Below are 16,123 nucleotides of genomic sequence, written 5' to 3' on the forward strand. Positions count from 1 at the left end.
CCCGAAAGGATCACTTCATGCGCAATGCCAACGAGCAGGATTTCGACGAGATCGTCATGAACAGCGACAAGCCCGTGCTGGTCGATTTCTGGGCGCCCTGGTGCGCGCCGTGCAAGGCGCTCGCTCCGACGCTCGACGAGATAGCCGAGGAATATGCCGAAGAGATGGAGATCGTGAAGGTCGATATCGAGGCCAATCCCGGCCTGGCCGAACGTTTCGAAGTGCGCGGCATTCCGCTGCTGATGATCGTGAAGGACGGGGCGGAAACCGCGCGGACGTTTGGCACCCTGTCGCGCAGCCGCCTCGACGCCTTTGTCGATGCGCATGTGGGAGCAGAGTAAGTGGCGGTGATTGCGTTTCACGGCGACCCCCTGGTCAAGGCGCAGGCGCTCGATCGCCTGCAGCGGCATGTCGCAGCGGGTAGCTTCGTCTATTTCCCGGCCTGGGAAAACGGAAACGCGAACGTTATCGGTGCGGTCGTCGAGGCCGATGATACGCCCGCTTATGCCGAGCGGCTGGGATACCCGCTTGCCTTGGCTGAGACCCTGCCGATGCTGGTCAACGGCTTTCGTCCGCAGCCTGAGGCGGTGCGTTTCGCGCTAGCCTGGCTAGAGCGGACACCGGTGGGCGCGGATCTTACGACGATCGTTTCGCAGCTCGTGCTTGACCTGCTCGCCAACGCGGACCTGGTGAAGCTGACTGAACGATATCCCGATGTCGAGCAGAGCCGGCAGGCGATCATGGCGCTGCACCGCCGCGCGATCGACGGCGACGAACCCGATCGCAAGACGTGGAAAGCCGCGCGCCTCGCCGCCGTTGCTGCGACGGATGCTGTAGATGAAGCGGCGCTGGAACGCCGGGCCGCACAGGTCGTGGAAGCTGCGGCTTGGCCGGGCACCATGCGGACCGTGCTGCGCGACACGCTGAACGGGCTGGGCACCGCCGAACTCCATCTGTCCCTGTCCGAGGCTGGCTGGACCGAGGAAAACGAGAGTCGCGTCTTCCATATTCGCCAGCAGGCAGAGACCGACGGATACAAGGCCGAACTTTCCGGGCTCGACCGCGTGCTGGCGATCCTGGATGCCGATCATCCGGCGCTGGCAGAGCAATTTCGCGTGCGGCTGGATCTCATGGAGGAATCGAGCGCGCGATATCGGGCCCTGGCCTGGAAGGCGATCGAACGGATGGAACAAGCGCCGATCGCCGCAACACGGCTTGCGGCGCAATGACGCTGGAACACGAAATCGCGGGGGGCGCCGGGGTAGACAGCCGGCACAGCAAGGTCTTGATCATCGGCTCTGGCCCGGCAGGATATACTGCGGCCATCTATGCCGCGCGAGCGGCGCTGGCGCCCACGCTGGTCGAAGGGCCGCAGCCCGGTGGGCAATTGACCATTACCACCGATGTCGAGAACTGGCCCGGCGACGCCAGCGTGCTCGGTCCCGATCTGATGGCGCGAATGGGCGAACAGGTGCGCAAGGCGGGCGTCGACGTGGTCGGCGACGTCATCGTCAAGGTCGATCTTGGGCGGGCGCCGTTCCTGGCAATCGGTGATGGCGGCGTACACTATACCGCCGACACGATCATCATCGCCACGGGTGCGTCAGCGCGCTGGCTGGGGCTGGCCAGCGAGGCCGAATTTCGCGGGCGCGGCGTATCGGCCTGCGCGACGTGCGACGGATTCTTTTATCGGGGGCGGATTTGCGCGGTGGTCGGCGGCGGCAATACGGCGGTCGAGGAGGCACTGTACCTGACCAATTTCGCTGAGAAGGTCTATCTGATCCACCGCCGCGACACCTTGCGGGCCGACCGGATCAACCAGGCGCGCCTTCATGCCAATCCCAGGATCGAGATGGTCTGGAACGCTGAAGTGGCCGAGGTGCTGGGCAACGGCGCTGGTGTAACCGGCGTGGCCCTGCGCGACACGCGTGATGGCGCGGTATCGCAGCTGGCGGTGCATGGGCTGTTTGTCGCGATCGGCCACGATCCGGCCACCGCTCTCTTCCAGGGGCAACTGCACATGGACGAGGAGGGCTACATCCTCGTCACCCCCGGTTCCACCGCAACCAGCGTGCCCGGTGTGTTCGCGGCGGGTGATGTGCAGGACAAGCAGTTTCGCCAGGCCGTTACGTCTGCCGGCATGGGCTGCATGGCTGCACTGGAAGCCGAGCGCTACCTGGCCGGGCACAACCGCCATGCGATCGCAGCCGACGGCGCCGACACCGGCCTGACGGTCTGAAAGGGACATCGATGACAACGAACCCGCTGCTCGATACGCTGGCACTGCCGCGTTTTGAGGATATCCGACCTGAACACATCGTACCCGCGCTTGATCAGGCGATTGCCGAACACCGCGCAGTGGTTGCCAGGATCGTCGAGACCCGGCCGACCCGATTTGCCGAGGCATGGATGCCATTGGAACGCGCCGACACGGCGATTGCGGGCATCTGGTCTGCCGTGTCGCATCTTCACGGCGTTGCCGACACGCCCGATCTACGCGCGGCCTATGCTGCCGGCGAAGTGCTGCTGGTGGAAAACCACCTTCAGGTCATGCAGAACGAGGCGCTCTATGCTGTGCTGGTCGCGCTGACCCGGACCAGCGAGTTTGCCGGGCTTGCCGATGCGGATCGCGCCGCCGTGCTGCACAGGGTCCGCGACTTCACGCTCGCCGGCGTGGCCCTCCCGCCTCAGGATCGCGCCCGCTTTGCCGCGCTTTCGGTGGAACTGTCGCAGCTCTCGACCGCGTTCGGCAATGCTGTGCTCGATGCCACCGACGCCTGGTTTGAACATATCGCGGACGAAGCGCTGCTCGCCGGGCTTGCAGATACGGACAAGGCGATGTTCGCCGAGGCGGCGCGGGCCAAGGGCCTTTCGGGGTGGGTCGTCACGCTGCAGATGCCGAGTGTCAGCGCCGTCCTGACTTTCGCGGCAAACCGCGACCTGCGCGAGCGGGTCTATGCCGCCGCCGGCACGCGCGCCTCTGATCAGGGGCCCCATGCCGGGCAGTTCGACAATTCGCAGCGGATCGCCGATATCCTCGTGCGGCGCCACGAGGCTGCCCGGCTGCTCGGCTTTGCCGACCCGGTCGAATGGTCGCTTGCCACCAAGATGGCGCCAGGCGCGGGCGAGGTCATTGCTTTCCTGCGTGATCTTGCTGACCGCGCGAAACCTGCCGCAACGGCAGAGATCGCTGCGCTGGCCGGCTATGCGGCGGCATATCTGGGCATCGCCGACCTGCAACCGTGGGACATCGCTTATGTCAGCGAGCGGATGCGCGAGGCGCAGTATGCGATCGACGAGCAACAGGTGCGTGCCCATTTCCCGGTGGAGCGCGTCGTCGCGGGCTGGCAGCGGCTGCTCTGCCGCTTGTTCGGCATTCGCCTGACTGCGCGGCCCGACATTGCCGTCTATCATCCCGATGCATGCTATTACGACGTAGCCGACGAACAAGGGACGGTCTTCGCGGGCGTCTATGTCGATCTGCATACCCGCCCGGGCAAGCGCGGTGGTGCCTGGATGGCGCAGGCGCGGCCCCGGTTGAACGACGGCAATGTCCGGCGCGTGCCGGTTGCCTACCTCGTCTGCAACTTCGCGCCGAAGACGCACGATGCGCCTTCGCTGCTCAGCCACAAGGAGGTTGTCACCTTCCTGCACGAGACCGGGCATTGCCTGCATCACCTGTTCACGCGCGTTGACCGCCCCAACATTGCCGGCACCAATGGGTTCGAGTGGGATGCAATCGAACTGCCCAGCCAGTTGATGGAGGATTTTGCGTGGCATCGCGCCACGCTGCGCGACATGTCGGGCCACCATGAAACCGGTGCGTCGTTGCCCGATGCGGTGTTCGACACGCTCGTTGCCGCGCGTCATTTCCTGTCGGGCATGTTCATCGTGCGCCAGGTCGAATTGGCGCTGTTCGACCTGTTCCTGCATCTCGGAACGCTGGGAAGCGACCCGATCGAGGTGATCGCGGCGGTGCGCGACGAGGTGGCCGTGGTGCATCCACCGGCCTGGCACCGCTTCCCGCATGCTTTCACCCATATTTTCGCGGGCGCCTATGCATCTGGCTATTACAGCTATCTCTGGGCAGAAGTGCTGGCTGCCGACGGGTTCCAACGCTTTGCCGAGGCCGGCACGATCGATCGCGCCACGGCGGAAAAGCTGCGCGACGACATCCTCGCGCGGGGTGCCAGCCGTTCGGCAGCGGAAAGCTTTCGCGCGTTCCGGGGGCGCGATGCGCAGCCGCATGCGATGCTGGCGCGGCACGGACTGGTCCGTGTGTGATTGCCGTTGCGGGCGGCGTCCTTGTGGGCGTCGCCACGCATTGGCCTTTGCCACGCGCGCTCCAACTTCCCTCCACATTTCCTCCATTGAAGCTCGGTACGGCGGGCCGGCTCAACGCGAGGAAATCCCATGGCGACAAGAGAAGGCCCGATAAAGTCGACACGCACGCCGATCTGGATCGGATTGGGCGGCGCCGGCGCAGCCTTGCTGGCCAGCGTCATCAATCCCCTGCTCGGCTCGGAAGCCAACGAGCAGGTGCAGATCTTTTTTAGTGAAACCGCGAAGTACATCGCCTTTGCGACTACCTTCTTCGTGGTGTTCTGGGTGCTGCTCGACAAGCCCCTGAAGAAACGCAAGCTGTCGCGCAAGCCTTGGCCCAAGCCCAGCCAGGTGTTTCGCGAGGCGCTGTTCAGCACCTGCACGCAGGTGATTTTCATTGCTGTCGATATCTGGACGGCGTTTCTCGTCCCGGCATCGGAAAAAAACAGCTATAGCGACATCGCCACCCACGGGTGGGCCTATTACGCGATGATCCTGTTCTTTGTGTTCGTGATCCACGATGCGTATTTCTATTGGATGCATCGCATCATGCACCACCCGAAGCTTTATGATCGGGTGCACAAGGTTCACCACGAGAGCACCGACCCGACGCCTTACTCGGCGTTCCACTTCCACCCGCTGGAGGCGCTGGGCGAAGCAGGCGCGGCGGTGGCCATGCTCCCCCTGTTTCTCCTCTTGCCGTGGCACGTTTCGATCCCGGTGGTCTGGGGGCTGGGCCAGCTGGCGTTGAACGTGATCGGCCACCTTGGTTATGAAGTCTATCCGTCCTGGTGGCTCAAGGTTCCGGTGCTGAAGTGGAAGAACACCGCGATGCATCACTACATGCATCACCAGATGGTCCGCGGAAACTATGGATTGTATTTCCGCTGGTGGGACAAAATCTGCGGGACCGAGTTCAAGAACCTAGAAACCAAGTATGACGCCCTGTTCAAGGACGCCAAGGTGGCCGAAGTTCCAGCCGGCCAGCCGGCGGGCCAAGCCTGATCGATACTGCTCGCTGCTGCTTGCCCGACGGAAGGCAGCAGCAGCAGCGAGAAGTCTCACTGGCGGGGCAACCCCGGCGCGGCGCCCAGCCCGCGTGGACAAATCCAGCGCTTCGGGAACGACCGAAAGTGGCGGCTGGCTGCCGCATGCGCGATGACGGCAGCCGAGGTGCAAGTTATCAAGCTGGACCCCGGACTTGATCCGGGGGCCAGCTGTTCTGCGTTGTGCAAAACGCCAGCATGGCCGCAACTGGCGTTTCCGGGCATCGCATTCGTCCACAGACCCTAGTCGTCCTGCGACAGTCTCACGACGACCTTGCCGATGGCCGAACGGTTGGCCAGCCGCGCGATCGCGGCGCCGCCTTCGGCGAGGGGGAAGACGCGGTCGATCCGTGGCTTGATCTGTCCGTTCTGCCACCAGTGCAGCAGTTCGCGCACATGGGCGCGATGGCGTTCCGGTTCGCGGGAAACGAAGCCGCCCCAGAAAACGCCGCGCACGTCGCAGGCTTTCAACAGCGTCAGGTTGAGCGGCAAATGCGGTATCCCCGCCGGGAAGCCGGTGACGAGGTAGCGACCTTCCCAGGCAATGCTGCGGAGCGCCGGCTCGGCATAGTCGCCACCCACGGGATCGTAGATCACATGCGCGCCGTGTGGGCCCACGGCCGCCTTGAACGTTTCGGCCAGCGCCCTGGACGCGGCCTTGTCCAAGGGGCCTGATGGATAGATCACCGTGCTGTCGGCCCCGGCCTGGCGCGCGGCGGCGGCCTTTTCCGCGCTGGAAACGGCGGCGACGACCGTGGCGCCAAGCGCCTTGCCGATCTCGATCGCAGACAGGCCGATGCCGCCCGCCGCGCCCAGGACCAGCAGCGTTTCACCAGCCTTGAGTTGCCCGCGATCCTTCAGCGCGTGGATCGTGGTGCCATAGGTGAACACGAGCGCGGCGCCTTCGACCGGATCTGCGCCGTCGGGCAGGCGGATGGCCGAGGCGGCGGGAACGATGACCTGTTCGGCCAGCCCGCCCCCAAGCGTGATCGCGATCAACCGATCGCCGATCGCCCAATCCTCCACGCCCTCGCCCAGCGCATCGACGACACCGCAAACCTCCGATCCCGGTGCGAAGGGGCGGGTTGGCTTGAACTGGTACTTGTCCTCGATGATGAGCACATCGGGATAGTTGATGGCGCAGGCGATGACGCGGATCCGCAGTTCCGATCGACCGGGCTGCGGTGTTGGCAGCTCGGCCAGTTCCAGCGTTTCAGGGCCGCCGGGCGCGCGCGAGATTAGCGCCTTCATCACAGCACCTCGAACAGGCCGGCCGCGCCCATGCCGCCGCCCACGCACATCGTCACGACAACGTGCCGCGCACCGCGCCGCTTGCCCTCGATCAACGCGTGACCGACCATGCGTGCGCCCGACATGCCATAGGGATGGCCGATCGAGATGGCGCCGCCATTGACGTTGAGCCGGTCATCGGGAATGCCCAGCGTGTCGCGGCAATACAGCACCTGCACGGCAAAGGCTTCGTTAAGCTCCCACAGCCCGATGTCGTCCATGCCAAGGCCGAACCGTTCGAGCAGCTTGGGCACTGCAAAGACGGGGCCGATGCCCATTTCATCGGGCTCTGTGCCGGCCATTGCCATGCCGACATAGCGGCCGAGCGGCGTGAGCCCGCGATCGGCAGCCAGCCTGGCTTCCATGACCACGCAGGCCGAAGCACCATCGGACAGTTGCGATGCATTGCCCGCGGTGATGACGCCGCCTTCGACCACCGGCTTGAGCGCGGCGAGCCCGTCTGCCGTGGTCTCCGGGCGATTGCCCTCGTCCTTGGTCAGCGTGACGTCGCGGTGCGAAATTTCGCCGGTGGCCTTGTCGGCAACAGCCATCGTCGCGGTTACGGGTACGATTTCCTGGTCAAAGGCCCCGGCGGCCTGGGCCCTGGCCGTCTGTTGCTGCGAGCGCAACGCATAGGCATCCTGCGCGGCGCGCGAGATGCCATAGCGCTTGGCGACAATCTCGGCGGTCTGAAGCATCGGCATGTAGATGTCTGGTACCATCGCGAGCAGCGCGCGATCGGGTTCCACCCGCATTTGCGGCGTCTGCACCAGAGAAATGGATTCAACGCCGCCGGCAACGACCACGTCCATGCGATCGACGATGACCTGCTTGGCAGCCGTGGCGATCGCCATGAGCCCGGAGGAGCATTGCCGGTCGATGGTGAGGCCCGAGACCGTTACCGGCAGGCCAGCGCGCAAGGCGGCGGTGCGCCCGATCGTGTGCTGCACGCCCTGCGGCAAGGCAGAGCCGATGATGCAATCGTCAATTTCGGCCGGGTCCACTCCGGCCCGCTCGACGGCGCTGCGGATCGCATGCGCGGCGAGCGTGGGGGAGGGGGTGGCGTTGAACGCGCCGCGATAGGCGCGGCCGATCGGCGTACGGGCGGTGGAAACGATGACGGCTTCGCGCACGAGAATCTCCTGATTTTTCAAATCGTGAATTGGGTGAGCCACATGGCGGCAAGAGCAGGCTTGGCGTGCCCCTCGATCTCGATCGAGACATCGAGTGTCTGCTGAAAGCGGCCGGGCGCCTTCTCGGTGATGTCGACAAGTGTCGACGCCAGGCGAATCCGGCTGCCAGAGCGAACCGGCGAGATGAACCGCACGCGGTCCAGCCCATAGTTCACGCCCATCTTGACAGGCGGCATGGCGGGGCGCGTGATCGAGCCATCGAGCCAGGCGAGCAATGACAGGGTGAGGAAGCCGTGCGCGATCGTGCCGCCGAACGGCGTTTGCGCCGCGCGCGCCGGATCGACGTGGATGAACTGGTGGTCGTGCGTCGCGTCGGCGAAGAGATCGATCATCTTCTGATCGACGATGACCCAGTCCGAATGGCGGGTGATGCCGATCTCTGCCTGGATGGCAGCGGTAAAATCGGTCATGCGAATGCCTCTTCCGGCAGGTTGCGCACCAGATCGCTGTGCGTGTCGACCACGCGGAGCCACGCCAGCCCCTGTGGCAGTTCGGTTTCGGCCATGAAACGGCACGCAGCGAGGATGCCGGGGCGCAGCGGACTATCGACGGCGGCCTTCCCGGCCTGGTCCAACCACAACCACATCACGACACCGTGGCCGAAGGCGCGCAGAAACAGCGTCGCATCGTCAAAGGTGTCAGCGCCGCTGCGCTTCTGCAGCCCGGCAATGGTCTGTGCCAGTCGGTCCCAGAAGGCAGTCAGGGCAGTGGCGCAACCGGCCAGGGCGCTATCCGCGCATACCGCCGTGGCGGTGATCCTGTCGCGCAGCATGGCAAGGCCGCGCCCGTCGGAAAACAGGATCTTGCGTCCCAGCAGGTCGATCGCCTGGATGCCCGTGGTGCCTTCGTGGATCGGGTTGAGGCGGTTGTCGCGGTAGAGCTGCTCGACATCGAAATCGCGCGTGTAGCCGTATCCGCCCAGAACCTGGATGGCGAGGTCGTTGGCGGCGAGACCGAACTCGGACGACCACGTCTTGGCCACCGGGGTGAGCAGCGCGAGCAGCGCCTCTGCATCCTCGCTCGCCTGATCGACAAGGTGCGCGCAATAGAGGCAGAGCGCGATCGCACCCTCGGCATAGACCTTTTGCCGCAGGATCATGCCGCGAACGTCGGGATGGTCGATAATCGGCAGCGGATCGCCGCCCTTGGTGCCGACAGCGCGGCCTTGCACCCGTTCGCGCGCATAGCGCAGCGATTGGCGATACCCGCGATAGGCCAGGGCGGCCGCGCCCATGCCAACCCCGATCCGGGCCTCGTTCATCATCATGAACATCTGGGCCAGCCCCTGGCCCGGCGCGCCGACGCGCCATCCGATCGCGCCCTCGCGCTCCCCGAAATTGAGCAGGCAGTTGGACGTGCCGCGAAAGCCCATCTTGTGGTTGAGCCCGGCCACGACGACATCGTTGGGCGATCTATCCGCAAGCCATTTGGGCACGATGAACAGCGAGATGCCCTTCGATCCGGCCGGAAGCGCGCCATTTTCGTCGGTGATCTTGGCGAGGACGAGGTGGACGATATTCTCGCTCACATCCTGGTCACCGCCCGAAATCCACATCTTGTTGCCGGTGATCCGATACCGGGCGCCGTGCTCGTCCTCGCCATCGGGGGTGGCGCGGGTGCGGATATCGCCCAGGCTCGAACCGGCTTGCGGCTCTGACAAGCACATCGTGCCAAACCAGCGCCCTGCGATCTGCGGCCGCGCGAACCGCGTGATTTGCACGGGCGTGCCGAACGCGGTGATGAGACGGGCATTGGCCGTCGTCAGCATCGGATAGGCAGAGGTCGACACATTGGCTGCGGCAAAGACCGCGTACAGCGCCAGCGACGTTGTCGTGGGAAGACCGAGCCCGCCCAGCTCTTCGGGGAAGCTGATGCCGAACAGGCCGAGTTCGGCATAGCGGGCCAGGGCCTGCTTGATCGCGGGCAGAATATGCACGCCATCGGTATCGAGCGTTGGTTCCTGGAGGTCGGCCTGGCGATAGTGCGGCATGAATTCGTCTGCCGCGAGCTTGTGCGCCATTTCCAGCATGGCGAGGAACGTGCCATGGTCATCCCCGCCCAGTGCATCCAGCCAGTCGCCCAGCTGGAAGGCAAGCAGTGCAGCCGAGGGCAATGCGTCGCTGCTCATCAGGCGTGCCCCAACGCGATGAAGCGGCCAAGATGATGGTCTTCGTCGCCGAGCTGGTGGCCAATCATCGTCAGCCGCTTGGCGTAGTGCGAGAGTGGCAGCTCCCACGTCATGCCGATGCCGCCGTGCATCTGGATGGCTTCCTCGGCCACCAGCGTGCCGACGCGGCCGATCGTGTACTTGGCGGCGGAGACGGCACGCTCGCGGGTGCGCCGATCCTGGCCCAGCGCATCGGCGGCACTGATCGCGGCAGAGCGCGCCAGCTCGATCTCCAGCGCCACGGTGGCCATGCGGTGTTGCAGCGCCTGGAACTTGCCGATCGGCACGCCGAACTGCCTGCGCGTGCGCAGGTAATCGAGCGTTGCGGTCTTGAGCACGTCCATCACCGCGACGGCCTCCCAGGCAAGCGCGACGATGCCGGCGGCGATCGCCTGCTCGATGAGGGGGTAGCCGTCCTCGGCCACCAGCGTGGCAGGCGTATTATCGAGGACCAGCTCGCCGCCGCGCCCACCATCGACCATGGGATAGCCGCGCACCTGGGCGGCCGCCTTGTCGAGAAGGAACAGGCCGATGCCGGCTTCATCGCCCGGTGCGCCGGCGATCCGCGCCGAAACGAGAATGCGATCGGCCGCCTCGATCTGCGGGACAACCGCCTTGCGACCATGGAGCGCCCAGCCCTCGCTGTTGGGCAAAGCATGGGTTTCGACGTCGTGGAGATCGTACCGGCTCTGCGGCTCTTCATGCGCAAAGGCGAGCAGGGTGGTCCCGGCGATCACCTCGGCCAGCACCTCGGCCAGCAGCGCGTCCTGCCCGCCCGCTGCCTTGGCCAGTGCCTGGCCGGCGATCAGCGTGCCAAGGAACGGCTCGACCACGAGTGCCTTGCCCAATCCTTCGAACACGGCCGCAATGTCAAAGCCGGTGCCGCCAAAGCCGCCCGCTTCCTCGCCGAACAGGGCACCCACGACACCCAGTTCCGCCAGTTCCGCCCAATGTGTGCGTGACCAGCCTTCGGGCGACGCGCTGATCTTGTTGCGGATGTCGAACGGGTAACGCTGCTGGAGGTAGCGGCCGAGCATGTCGGCCAGCATCTGCCGATCTTCGCTGTGGTGGAAATACATGGCTCAGAGCTCCAACAGGGCTTTGGTGATGATCTCGCGCTGCACTTCGTTGGAGCCGCCGAAGATCGAGAGCTTGCGGTTGTTGAAATAGTCCACCGCTACTGGCGCGGCATAGTCCGGCCCAATCGGCGCGCCGTTGAAGCCCTCGTCCAGCGCCTCGCTGACAAAGGGCTGGGCGTATGGCCCCAGCGCGCGCCGGGTGAGGCTGGTGATCTCCTGGCGGATCTCGGTGCCGCAGATCTTGAGCATCGCGCTCATTTCCAGCGGCGCCGACCCGCCGCTTCCCGAAGCGGCCAGCACGCGCAGGTTGGTGAGCTTGAGGTTCTCGAGGTTGATTTCCAGCCGGGCGAGACGCGCGGCGAACAACGGGTCTTCCGCGAGCGGCCGGCCCCCCTTGCGCTGACTCTGCGCGATTTCCTTGAGGTGGTTGAACGCCGCCATCGAGCCGCCAACCCCGGCCAGGCCCGCGCGCTCGTAAGTCAGCAGGTATTTGGCATAGGTCCAGCCCTTGTTTTCCTCGCCAACCAGGTTTTCCGCCGGCACGCGCACATCGGTGAAGAACACCTCGTTCACCTCGTGCTCGCCGTCGAGCAGGATGATCGGGCGAACTTCGACGCCAGGCGTTTTCATGTCGATCAGCAGGAACGAGATGCCCTCCTGCTTCTTGCCCTCGGTCGAGGTGCGCACCAGGCAGAAAATCATGTCGGCATACTGGCCAAGCGTGGTCCAGGTCTTCTGGCCGTTGACGACGTAATGGTCGCCATCGCGCACCGCGCTGGTTTTCAGGCTGGCAAGGTCAGAGCCGGCGCCAGGTTCGGAATAGCCTTGGCACCACCAGTCGGTACCGTCGAGGATACGCGGCAGCCAATGATCCTTTTGCGCCTGCGACCCATATTTGATCAGCACCGGGCCAAGCATCGAAACGCCAAACGGGACGATGCGCGGTGCGTGGGCCAGCGCGCTTTCGATGTCGAAGATCGCCGCTTGCGCCACCGACCAGCCGGGGCCGCCATATTCCTTGGGCCAGTGGTTGGCATACCAGCCGCGCTCGTTGAGGATGGCGTGCCATTCGACCATGTCCTGCTTGGTGAGCCGCTTGCTGGTGCGCACCTTTTCGGCGATGCGCGTGGGCAGCCGATCCTTCAGGAAAGCCCTGACTTCCTCACGGAAAGCCATTTCCTCGGGCGAGAAGTGGAGATCCATCAGATCAACCTTTCAAACAGGCCGCCATGCGGCTGGCGGGGGGCAGGGGCAGGGCGGAGGCCGCCGCGACAAGCGGAGCAGGGCATCAGGCCACGCCCGCCTGGGCGTTATCGGCATGGGTGGCGCGGATGAGCTTCTTGTCGATCTTGCCGACGCTGGTGCGGGGCAAGCCCTCGACCACGGCAAAGCGCTCCAGCTTGGCATAGCGGGTGATGGTGCCTTGGCTGATCGCTGCCTCGATCGGCGCGTTGAGCGTTTCGAGCGTCAGCGCGGCGCCGGGCCGTACGACCACGACCGCCAAGGGCCGCTCGCCCCATTTGGCGTCTGGCATGGCCACCACTGCCACTTCCACCACACCTTCGGCAGTGGCGACGAGTTCCTCCAGCTGGATGGAATCGATCCATTCCCCGCCGGTCTTGATCACGTCCTTCAGCCGGTCGCGGATGCGGATGTAGCCATCGGGATCGATCGTCGCGATGTCCTGCGTGTGCATCCAGCCGCCGTGCCACAACGTTTCCGAGGCCTTGGCATCGCCGGTGTAGCAGGGGGTAAGCCAGGGCGCGCGCAGCACCAGTTCGCCGCGCGTCTGGCCGTCATGCGGCAAATCATTCATGTCATCATCAACGATCCGCGCAGAAATCATCGGGGCCGGGACCGTTGCGGTCAATGCCTGGATTTCTGCCGCGTCATCGCCTTCGGTGCCGGGGCGGATACGCGCGACCGAGACCAGCGGCCCGGTTTCCGACATGCCGTACCCCGCGATCAGACGCATGCCCTTGCGGCGCCCTTCGGCGCAGAGTTGCGGCGACAATGCCGATCCGCCCACGGTGATCGTCCAGCCGCTGACATCGGTGCCGGTCTTTTCGGCCGCATCGAGCAGCATCCGCAGGATGGTCGGCACGCAGTGCGAATAGGTCACCTTGTGCTGCGCGTGCAGCCGGCACAGCATCTCGGGCTCGTACCGACCCGGATAGACTTGCGTCATGCCCAGCATCGTCGCGACATAGGGCACGCCCCAGGCATGGACGTGGAACATCGGCGTCAGCGGCATGTAGACGTCTTTGTAGGCAAAGCCGGTGCCGTCGGCCGCGCCGAACGGCGCGTTGCACGCCAGCGTGTGGAGGACCAACTGGCGGTGGGTAAAGCACACGCCCTTGGGATTGCCGGTGGTGCCGGTGGTGTAAAAGGTGGTGGCAACGGCGTTTTCGTCGAAGTCCTCGAACGGATAATCCGGCGAGGCTGCGGCCGACAGCGCTTCGTACTCGCCCTTGGCAAAGGCCGGCAGCGCGCCTTGCGTGCCATCCATGATGGCGACCACTGCCTTTACGCCGGGCAGCGATGGCAGCACGGCTTCAACCAGCGGAAAGAAATCATGGTGGACGAGCAGGATCTCCGCCTTGGCGTGGTTCAGCGTGTAGGCAACCTGCGGCGCGGGCAGACGCACGTTCACCGTCTGCAGCACAGCGCCCATCATCGGAACGGCGAAATAGGCCTCGAGATAGCGGTGGCTGTCCCAGTCCATCACCGCGATCGTCATCCCCTGCTCGGCACCCAGGTCCGCCAGCAGCGAGGCGAGCCGGCCGACCCGCCCGGCAAACTCGCGATAGGTCCAGCTGCCCTGGTCGCGATAGACGATCCGCCGGTCGCTCGCCGTGGTCAGGGCACTATCGAGCAGGTGGCGGATGGTCAGCGGGAAGCGATAGGCCTCGGTCGCCGGTTCAGCGAAGCGTAGCGGCATGATGCTCTCCTCTTGTCTTGTCTTTTTTGTGCGTCGCTTATCGGTCGAGCGGCTTGCCTTGCGCGGCGCAGTCCAGCAGCAGCGGCGAGAGCGTGAATTCGGCGCCCAGCGCTTGTTGGTAGCGTGTCAGGGCCTGCGCGATCTTGTCCAATCCGACCGTGTCTGCCCAGAACATCGGCCCGCCCTTGTGACGCGGCCAACCATAGCCATAGTTCCACACGACATCGATGTCCGAAGCGCGTTGGGCGATGCCTTCTTCCAGGATCTTGGCGCCTTCGTTGACCATCGAGTACAGCGTGCGCACCATGATTTCCTCGTCGGAAATATCGCGCGGGACGATGCCAGCCCTGGCGCGGAAATCATCGATGATCGTCGCGACGACAGGCGATGGCGTCGGCCGCCGCTTTTCGTCGTAATCGTAGAAGCCGGCCTGCTTCTTCTGGCCCCAGCGGCCCTCGGCGCACAGCGCGTCCTGAAGGCTTTCGATGCGGCTGGGATCGCGATGCCAGCCGATATCGACGCCGGCGAGGTCAGCCATCTGGAACGGCCCCATCGGCATGCCGAAGTCGGTATGCACGCGATCGACCTGTTCCGGCGTGGCGCCTTCCAGCAGCAGCGCGTTGGCGTTGGCCTGGCGCGGGATCAGCATGCGATTGCCGATGAAGCCATAGCAGACCCCGGCCACAACCGGCACCTTGCCGATTTTGCGCGCGATATCCATGCCGGTGGCCAGCGCATCGGGCGCGGTTTTGGCGCCGCGTACCACCTCGACCAGCTTCATCACGTTGGCGGGCGAGAAGAAATGGAGGCCAAGCACGTCCTGCGGGCGCGTGGTTGCCGCCGCGATTTCGTCGATCGAGAGATAGGAGGTATTGGACGCAAGCATCGCGCCCGGCTTGGCGATGCCGTCGAGCCTGGCAAAAATCTCCTTCTTCACGTCCATGTTTTCATAGACCGCCTCGATGATGAGGTCGCAGTCGGCAAGCGCTGAAAAGTCGAGCGTCGGGGTGATCAGGCCCATCGCCTTTTCGACCTGCTCGGCGGTGAGCCTGCCCTTGGCGGCAGTCGCCTCATAGTTCTTGCGCATGACGCCGATGCCACGGTCCAGCGCATCCTGCGCCATCTCGACCATGGTTACCGGGATATTCGCCGAGAGGAAATTCATCGAGATGCCGCCGCCCATCGTGCCCGCGCCGATCACGCCGACCTTGGTGATCGGGCGGAGCTGGATATCCTTGGGCAGGCCATCAATCTTGGCCGCGGCGCGCTCGGCGAAGAAGACGTGGCGCAGCGCCTTGGACTGCTCGCCGGCGACGAGTTGCTGGAACAGCGCGCGTTCCTTTTCCTGCCCTTGGTCGAGCGGCAGTTCGGTTGCCGCCTTCACCGCCGCGATGCAGGCTTGGGGCGCGTCGAGGCCCTTGATCTTGCGGGCATTTTGGGCCGCAAACTGTTCAAACACTGCCGGATCGGCCGAAACCGAACGATCGCCGGTGCGGCGGGGCGCAGTGAGCGTGCGGGCATAGGCGATCGCCTCGGCGGCAAGGCTTTCGTCACTTTCGGCCAGTTTGTCGACGAGCCCGGCCTGCGCCGCCTTGCTCGCCGCGATCGGCGTACCCGAGACAATCATGCCAAGCGCGGTTTCCACGCCGACGAGGCGCGGCAGCCGTTGCGTGCCACCGGCACCGGGCAGGATGCCAAGCGAGACTTCGGGCAGGCCCAGCCTGGCCTTGGGGCTGGCGATCCGGTAATGCGCGCCCAGCGCCACCTCCAGCCCGCCGCCCAGCGCCATGCCATGAATGGCGGCGACCACCGGCTTGGCGCTCGCCTCGATCGCATCGACCACCTGCGGCAGCCAAGGATCGACCGGCGGCTTGCCAAACTCGGTAATGTCGGCGCCACCCGAGAACATCTTGCCGGCGCCGCGAATGACGATCGCCTTGATCGCCGGATCGCCCTGCGCATCGGCCAGCGCCTTGGCCAGCCCCTGGCGGACCTGCGCCCCCAGTGCATTGACCGGCGGGTTGGCCATGACAATCTCGAGGACGTCGTCGTGAAGCTTGGTCTCGATCATGGGATATCTCTCG

At 65.1% G+C, this 16,123-nt stretch carries 13 protein-coding genes; 5 read left to right on the forward strand and 8 right to left on the reverse strand.

Features of this window, described 5'->3' with window-relative positions; translation table 11 throughout:
- Positions 1-17: 17 nt before the first annotated feature.
- From trxA to ABIC78_RS10095, 5 genes are all read left to right on the forward strand, one after another.
- Positions 18-341, forward strand: coding sequence for a thioredoxin (trxA, locus tag ABIC78_RS10075; RefSeq protein WP_022677741.1), 324 nt, complete (start codon positions 18-20; stop codon positions 339-341).
- Positions 342-1,229 carry a hypothetical protein gene (locus ABIC78_RS10080; RefSeq protein ID WP_169048491.1) on the forward strand — a complete coding sequence of 296 codons (888 nt, stop codon included), beginning with the start codon at positions 342-344 and terminating at the stop codon, positions 1,227-1,229.
- A complete protein-coding gene (trxB, locus tag ABIC78_RS10085; protein ID WP_354489393.1) occupies positions 1,226-2,239 on the forward strand; it encodes a thioredoxin-disulfide reductase in 1,014 nt (337 codons plus the stop codon). Before ABIC78_RS10080 ends, trxB begins: the two co-directional genes overlap by 4 nt.
- A gap of 11 nt (positions 2,240-2,250) precedes the next feature.
- Positions 2,251-4,284 carry a M3 family metallopeptidase gene (locus tag ABIC78_RS10090; protein ID WP_354489395.1) on the forward strand — a complete coding sequence of 678 codons (2,034 nt, stop codon included), beginning with the start codon at positions 2,251-2,253 and terminating at the stop codon, positions 4,282-4,284.
- A gap of 129 nt (positions 4,285-4,413) precedes the next feature.
- Positions 4,414-5,328 carry a sterol desaturase family protein gene (locus ABIC78_RS10095; protein WP_354489397.1) on the forward strand — a complete coding sequence of 305 codons (915 nt, stop codon included), beginning with the start codon at positions 4,414-4,416 and terminating at the stop codon, positions 5,326-5,328.
- A 284-nt stretch (positions 5,329-5,612) separates the two neighbouring features.
- Here ABIC78_RS10095 and ABIC78_RS10100 read toward each other — a convergent pair whose 3' ends face one another.
- From ABIC78_RS10100 to ABIC78_RS10135, 8 genes are all read right to left on the reverse strand, one after another.
- Positions 5,613-6,620, reverse strand: a complete 1,008-nt coding sequence (locus tag ABIC78_RS10100) for an NADPH:quinone oxidoreductase family protein (protein ID WP_354489399.1) — start codon at positions 6,618-6,620, stop codon at positions 5,613-5,615.
- On the reverse strand, positions 6,620-7,792 hold the full coding sequence (locus tag ABIC78_RS10105) for an acetyl-CoA C-acyltransferase (protein ID WP_062786832.1): 1,173 nt from the start codon (positions 7,790-7,792) through the stop codon (positions 6,620-6,622). The genes ABIC78_RS10100 and ABIC78_RS10105 overlap by 1 nt, the downstream gene beginning before the upstream one ends.
- 17 nt (positions 7,793-7,809) lie before the next feature.
- On the reverse strand, positions 7,810-8,262 hold the full coding sequence (locus tag ABIC78_RS10110; RefSeq protein WP_107717763.1) for a MaoC family dehydratase: 453 nt from the start codon (positions 8,260-8,262) through the stop codon (positions 7,810-7,812).
- Positions 8,259-9,980, reverse strand: a complete 1,722-nt coding sequence (locus tag ABIC78_RS10115) for an acyl-CoA dehydrogenase family protein (RefSeq protein ID WP_171792952.1) — start codon at positions 9,978-9,980, stop codon at positions 8,259-8,261. The genes ABIC78_RS10110 and ABIC78_RS10115 overlap by 4 nt, the downstream gene beginning before the upstream one ends.
- Positions 9,980-11,098 (reverse strand): acyl-CoA dehydrogenase family protein, encoded by a 1,119-nt coding sequence (locus tag ABIC78_RS10120; RefSeq protein WP_354489402.1) that lies wholly within the window; start codon positions 11,096-11,098, stop codon positions 9,980-9,982. The genes ABIC78_RS10115 and ABIC78_RS10120 overlap by 1 nt, the downstream gene beginning before the upstream one ends.
- A 3-nt stretch (positions 11,099-11,101) precedes the next feature.
- The gene (locus ABIC78_RS10125; RefSeq protein WP_022677731.1) at positions 11,102-12,301 is read right to left on the reverse strand and encodes an acyl-CoA dehydrogenase family protein; all 1,200 of its coding nucleotides are present in this window, start codon (positions 12,299-12,301) and stop codon (positions 11,102-11,104) included.
- Between the two features lie 85 nt (positions 12,302-12,386).
- A complete protein-coding gene (locus tag ABIC78_RS10130) occupies positions 12,387-14,039 on the reverse strand; it encodes a long-chain-fatty-acid--CoA ligase (protein ID WP_354489405.1) in 1,653 nt (550 codons plus the stop codon).
- 37 nt (positions 14,040-14,076) lie between these two features.
- Positions 14,077-16,110 carry a 3-hydroxyacyl-CoA dehydrogenase NAD-binding domain-containing protein gene (locus tag ABIC78_RS10135; RefSeq protein WP_354489407.1) on the reverse strand — a complete coding sequence of 678 codons (2,034 nt, stop codon included), beginning with the start codon at positions 16,108-16,110 and terminating at the stop codon, positions 14,077-14,079.
- Positions 16,111-16,123: the final 13 nt, after the last annotated feature.

It is taken from the genome of Novosphingobium sp. 1529, assembly GCF_040544855.1.
GTDB classification, from domain to species: domain Bacteria; phylum Pseudomonadota; class Alphaproteobacteria; order Sphingomonadales; family Sphingomonadaceae; genus Novosphingobium; species Novosphingobium capsulatum.

What these genes read in the sequence shown, in the direction of transcription:
- trxA (WP_022677741.1), top strand. Translation starts at nt 18, where the DNA reads ATGCGCAATGCCAACGAGCAGGATTTCGACGAGATCGTCATGAACAGC.
- trxB (WP_354489393.1), top strand. Translation starts at nt 1,226, where the DNA reads ATGACGCTGGAACACGAAATCGCGGGGGGCGCCGGGGTAGACAGCCGG.
- ABIC78_RS10090 (WP_354489395.1), top strand. Translation starts at nt 2,251, where the DNA reads ATGACAACGAACCCGCTGCTCGATACGCTGGCACTGCCGCGTTTTGAG.
- ABIC78_RS10095 (WP_354489397.1), top strand. Translation starts at nt 4,414, where the DNA reads ATGGCGACAAGAGAAGGCCCGATAAAGTCGACACGCACGCCGATCTGG.
- ABIC78_RS10100 (WP_354489399.1), bottom strand. Translation starts at nt 6,620, where the DNA reads ATGAAGGCGCTAATCTCGCGCGCGCCCGGCGGCCCTGAAACGCTGGAA.
- ABIC78_RS10110 (WP_107717763.1), bottom strand. Translation starts at nt 8,262, where the DNA reads ATGACCGATTTTACCGCTGCCATCCAGGCAGAGATCGGCATCACCCGC.
- ABIC78_RS10115 (WP_171792952.1), bottom strand. Translation starts at nt 9,980, where the DNA reads ATGAGCAGCGACGCATTGCCCTCGGCTGCACTGCTTGCCTTCCAGCTG.
- ABIC78_RS10120 (WP_354489402.1), bottom strand. Translation starts at nt 11,098, where the DNA reads ATGTATTTCCACCACAGCGAAGATCGGCAGATGCTGGCCGACATGCTC.
- ABIC78_RS10125 (WP_022677731.1), bottom strand. Translation starts at nt 12,301, where the DNA reads ATGGATCTCCACTTCTCGCCCGAGGAAATGGCTTTCCGTGAGGAAGTC.
- ABIC78_RS10130 (WP_354489405.1), bottom strand. Translation starts at nt 14,039, where the DNA reads ATGCCGCTACGCTTCGCTGAACCGGCGACCGAGGCCTATCGCTTCCCG.
- ABIC78_RS10135 (WP_354489407.1), bottom strand. Translation starts at nt 16,110, where the DNA reads ATGATCGAGACCAAGCTTCACGACGACGTCCTCGAGATTGTCATGGCC.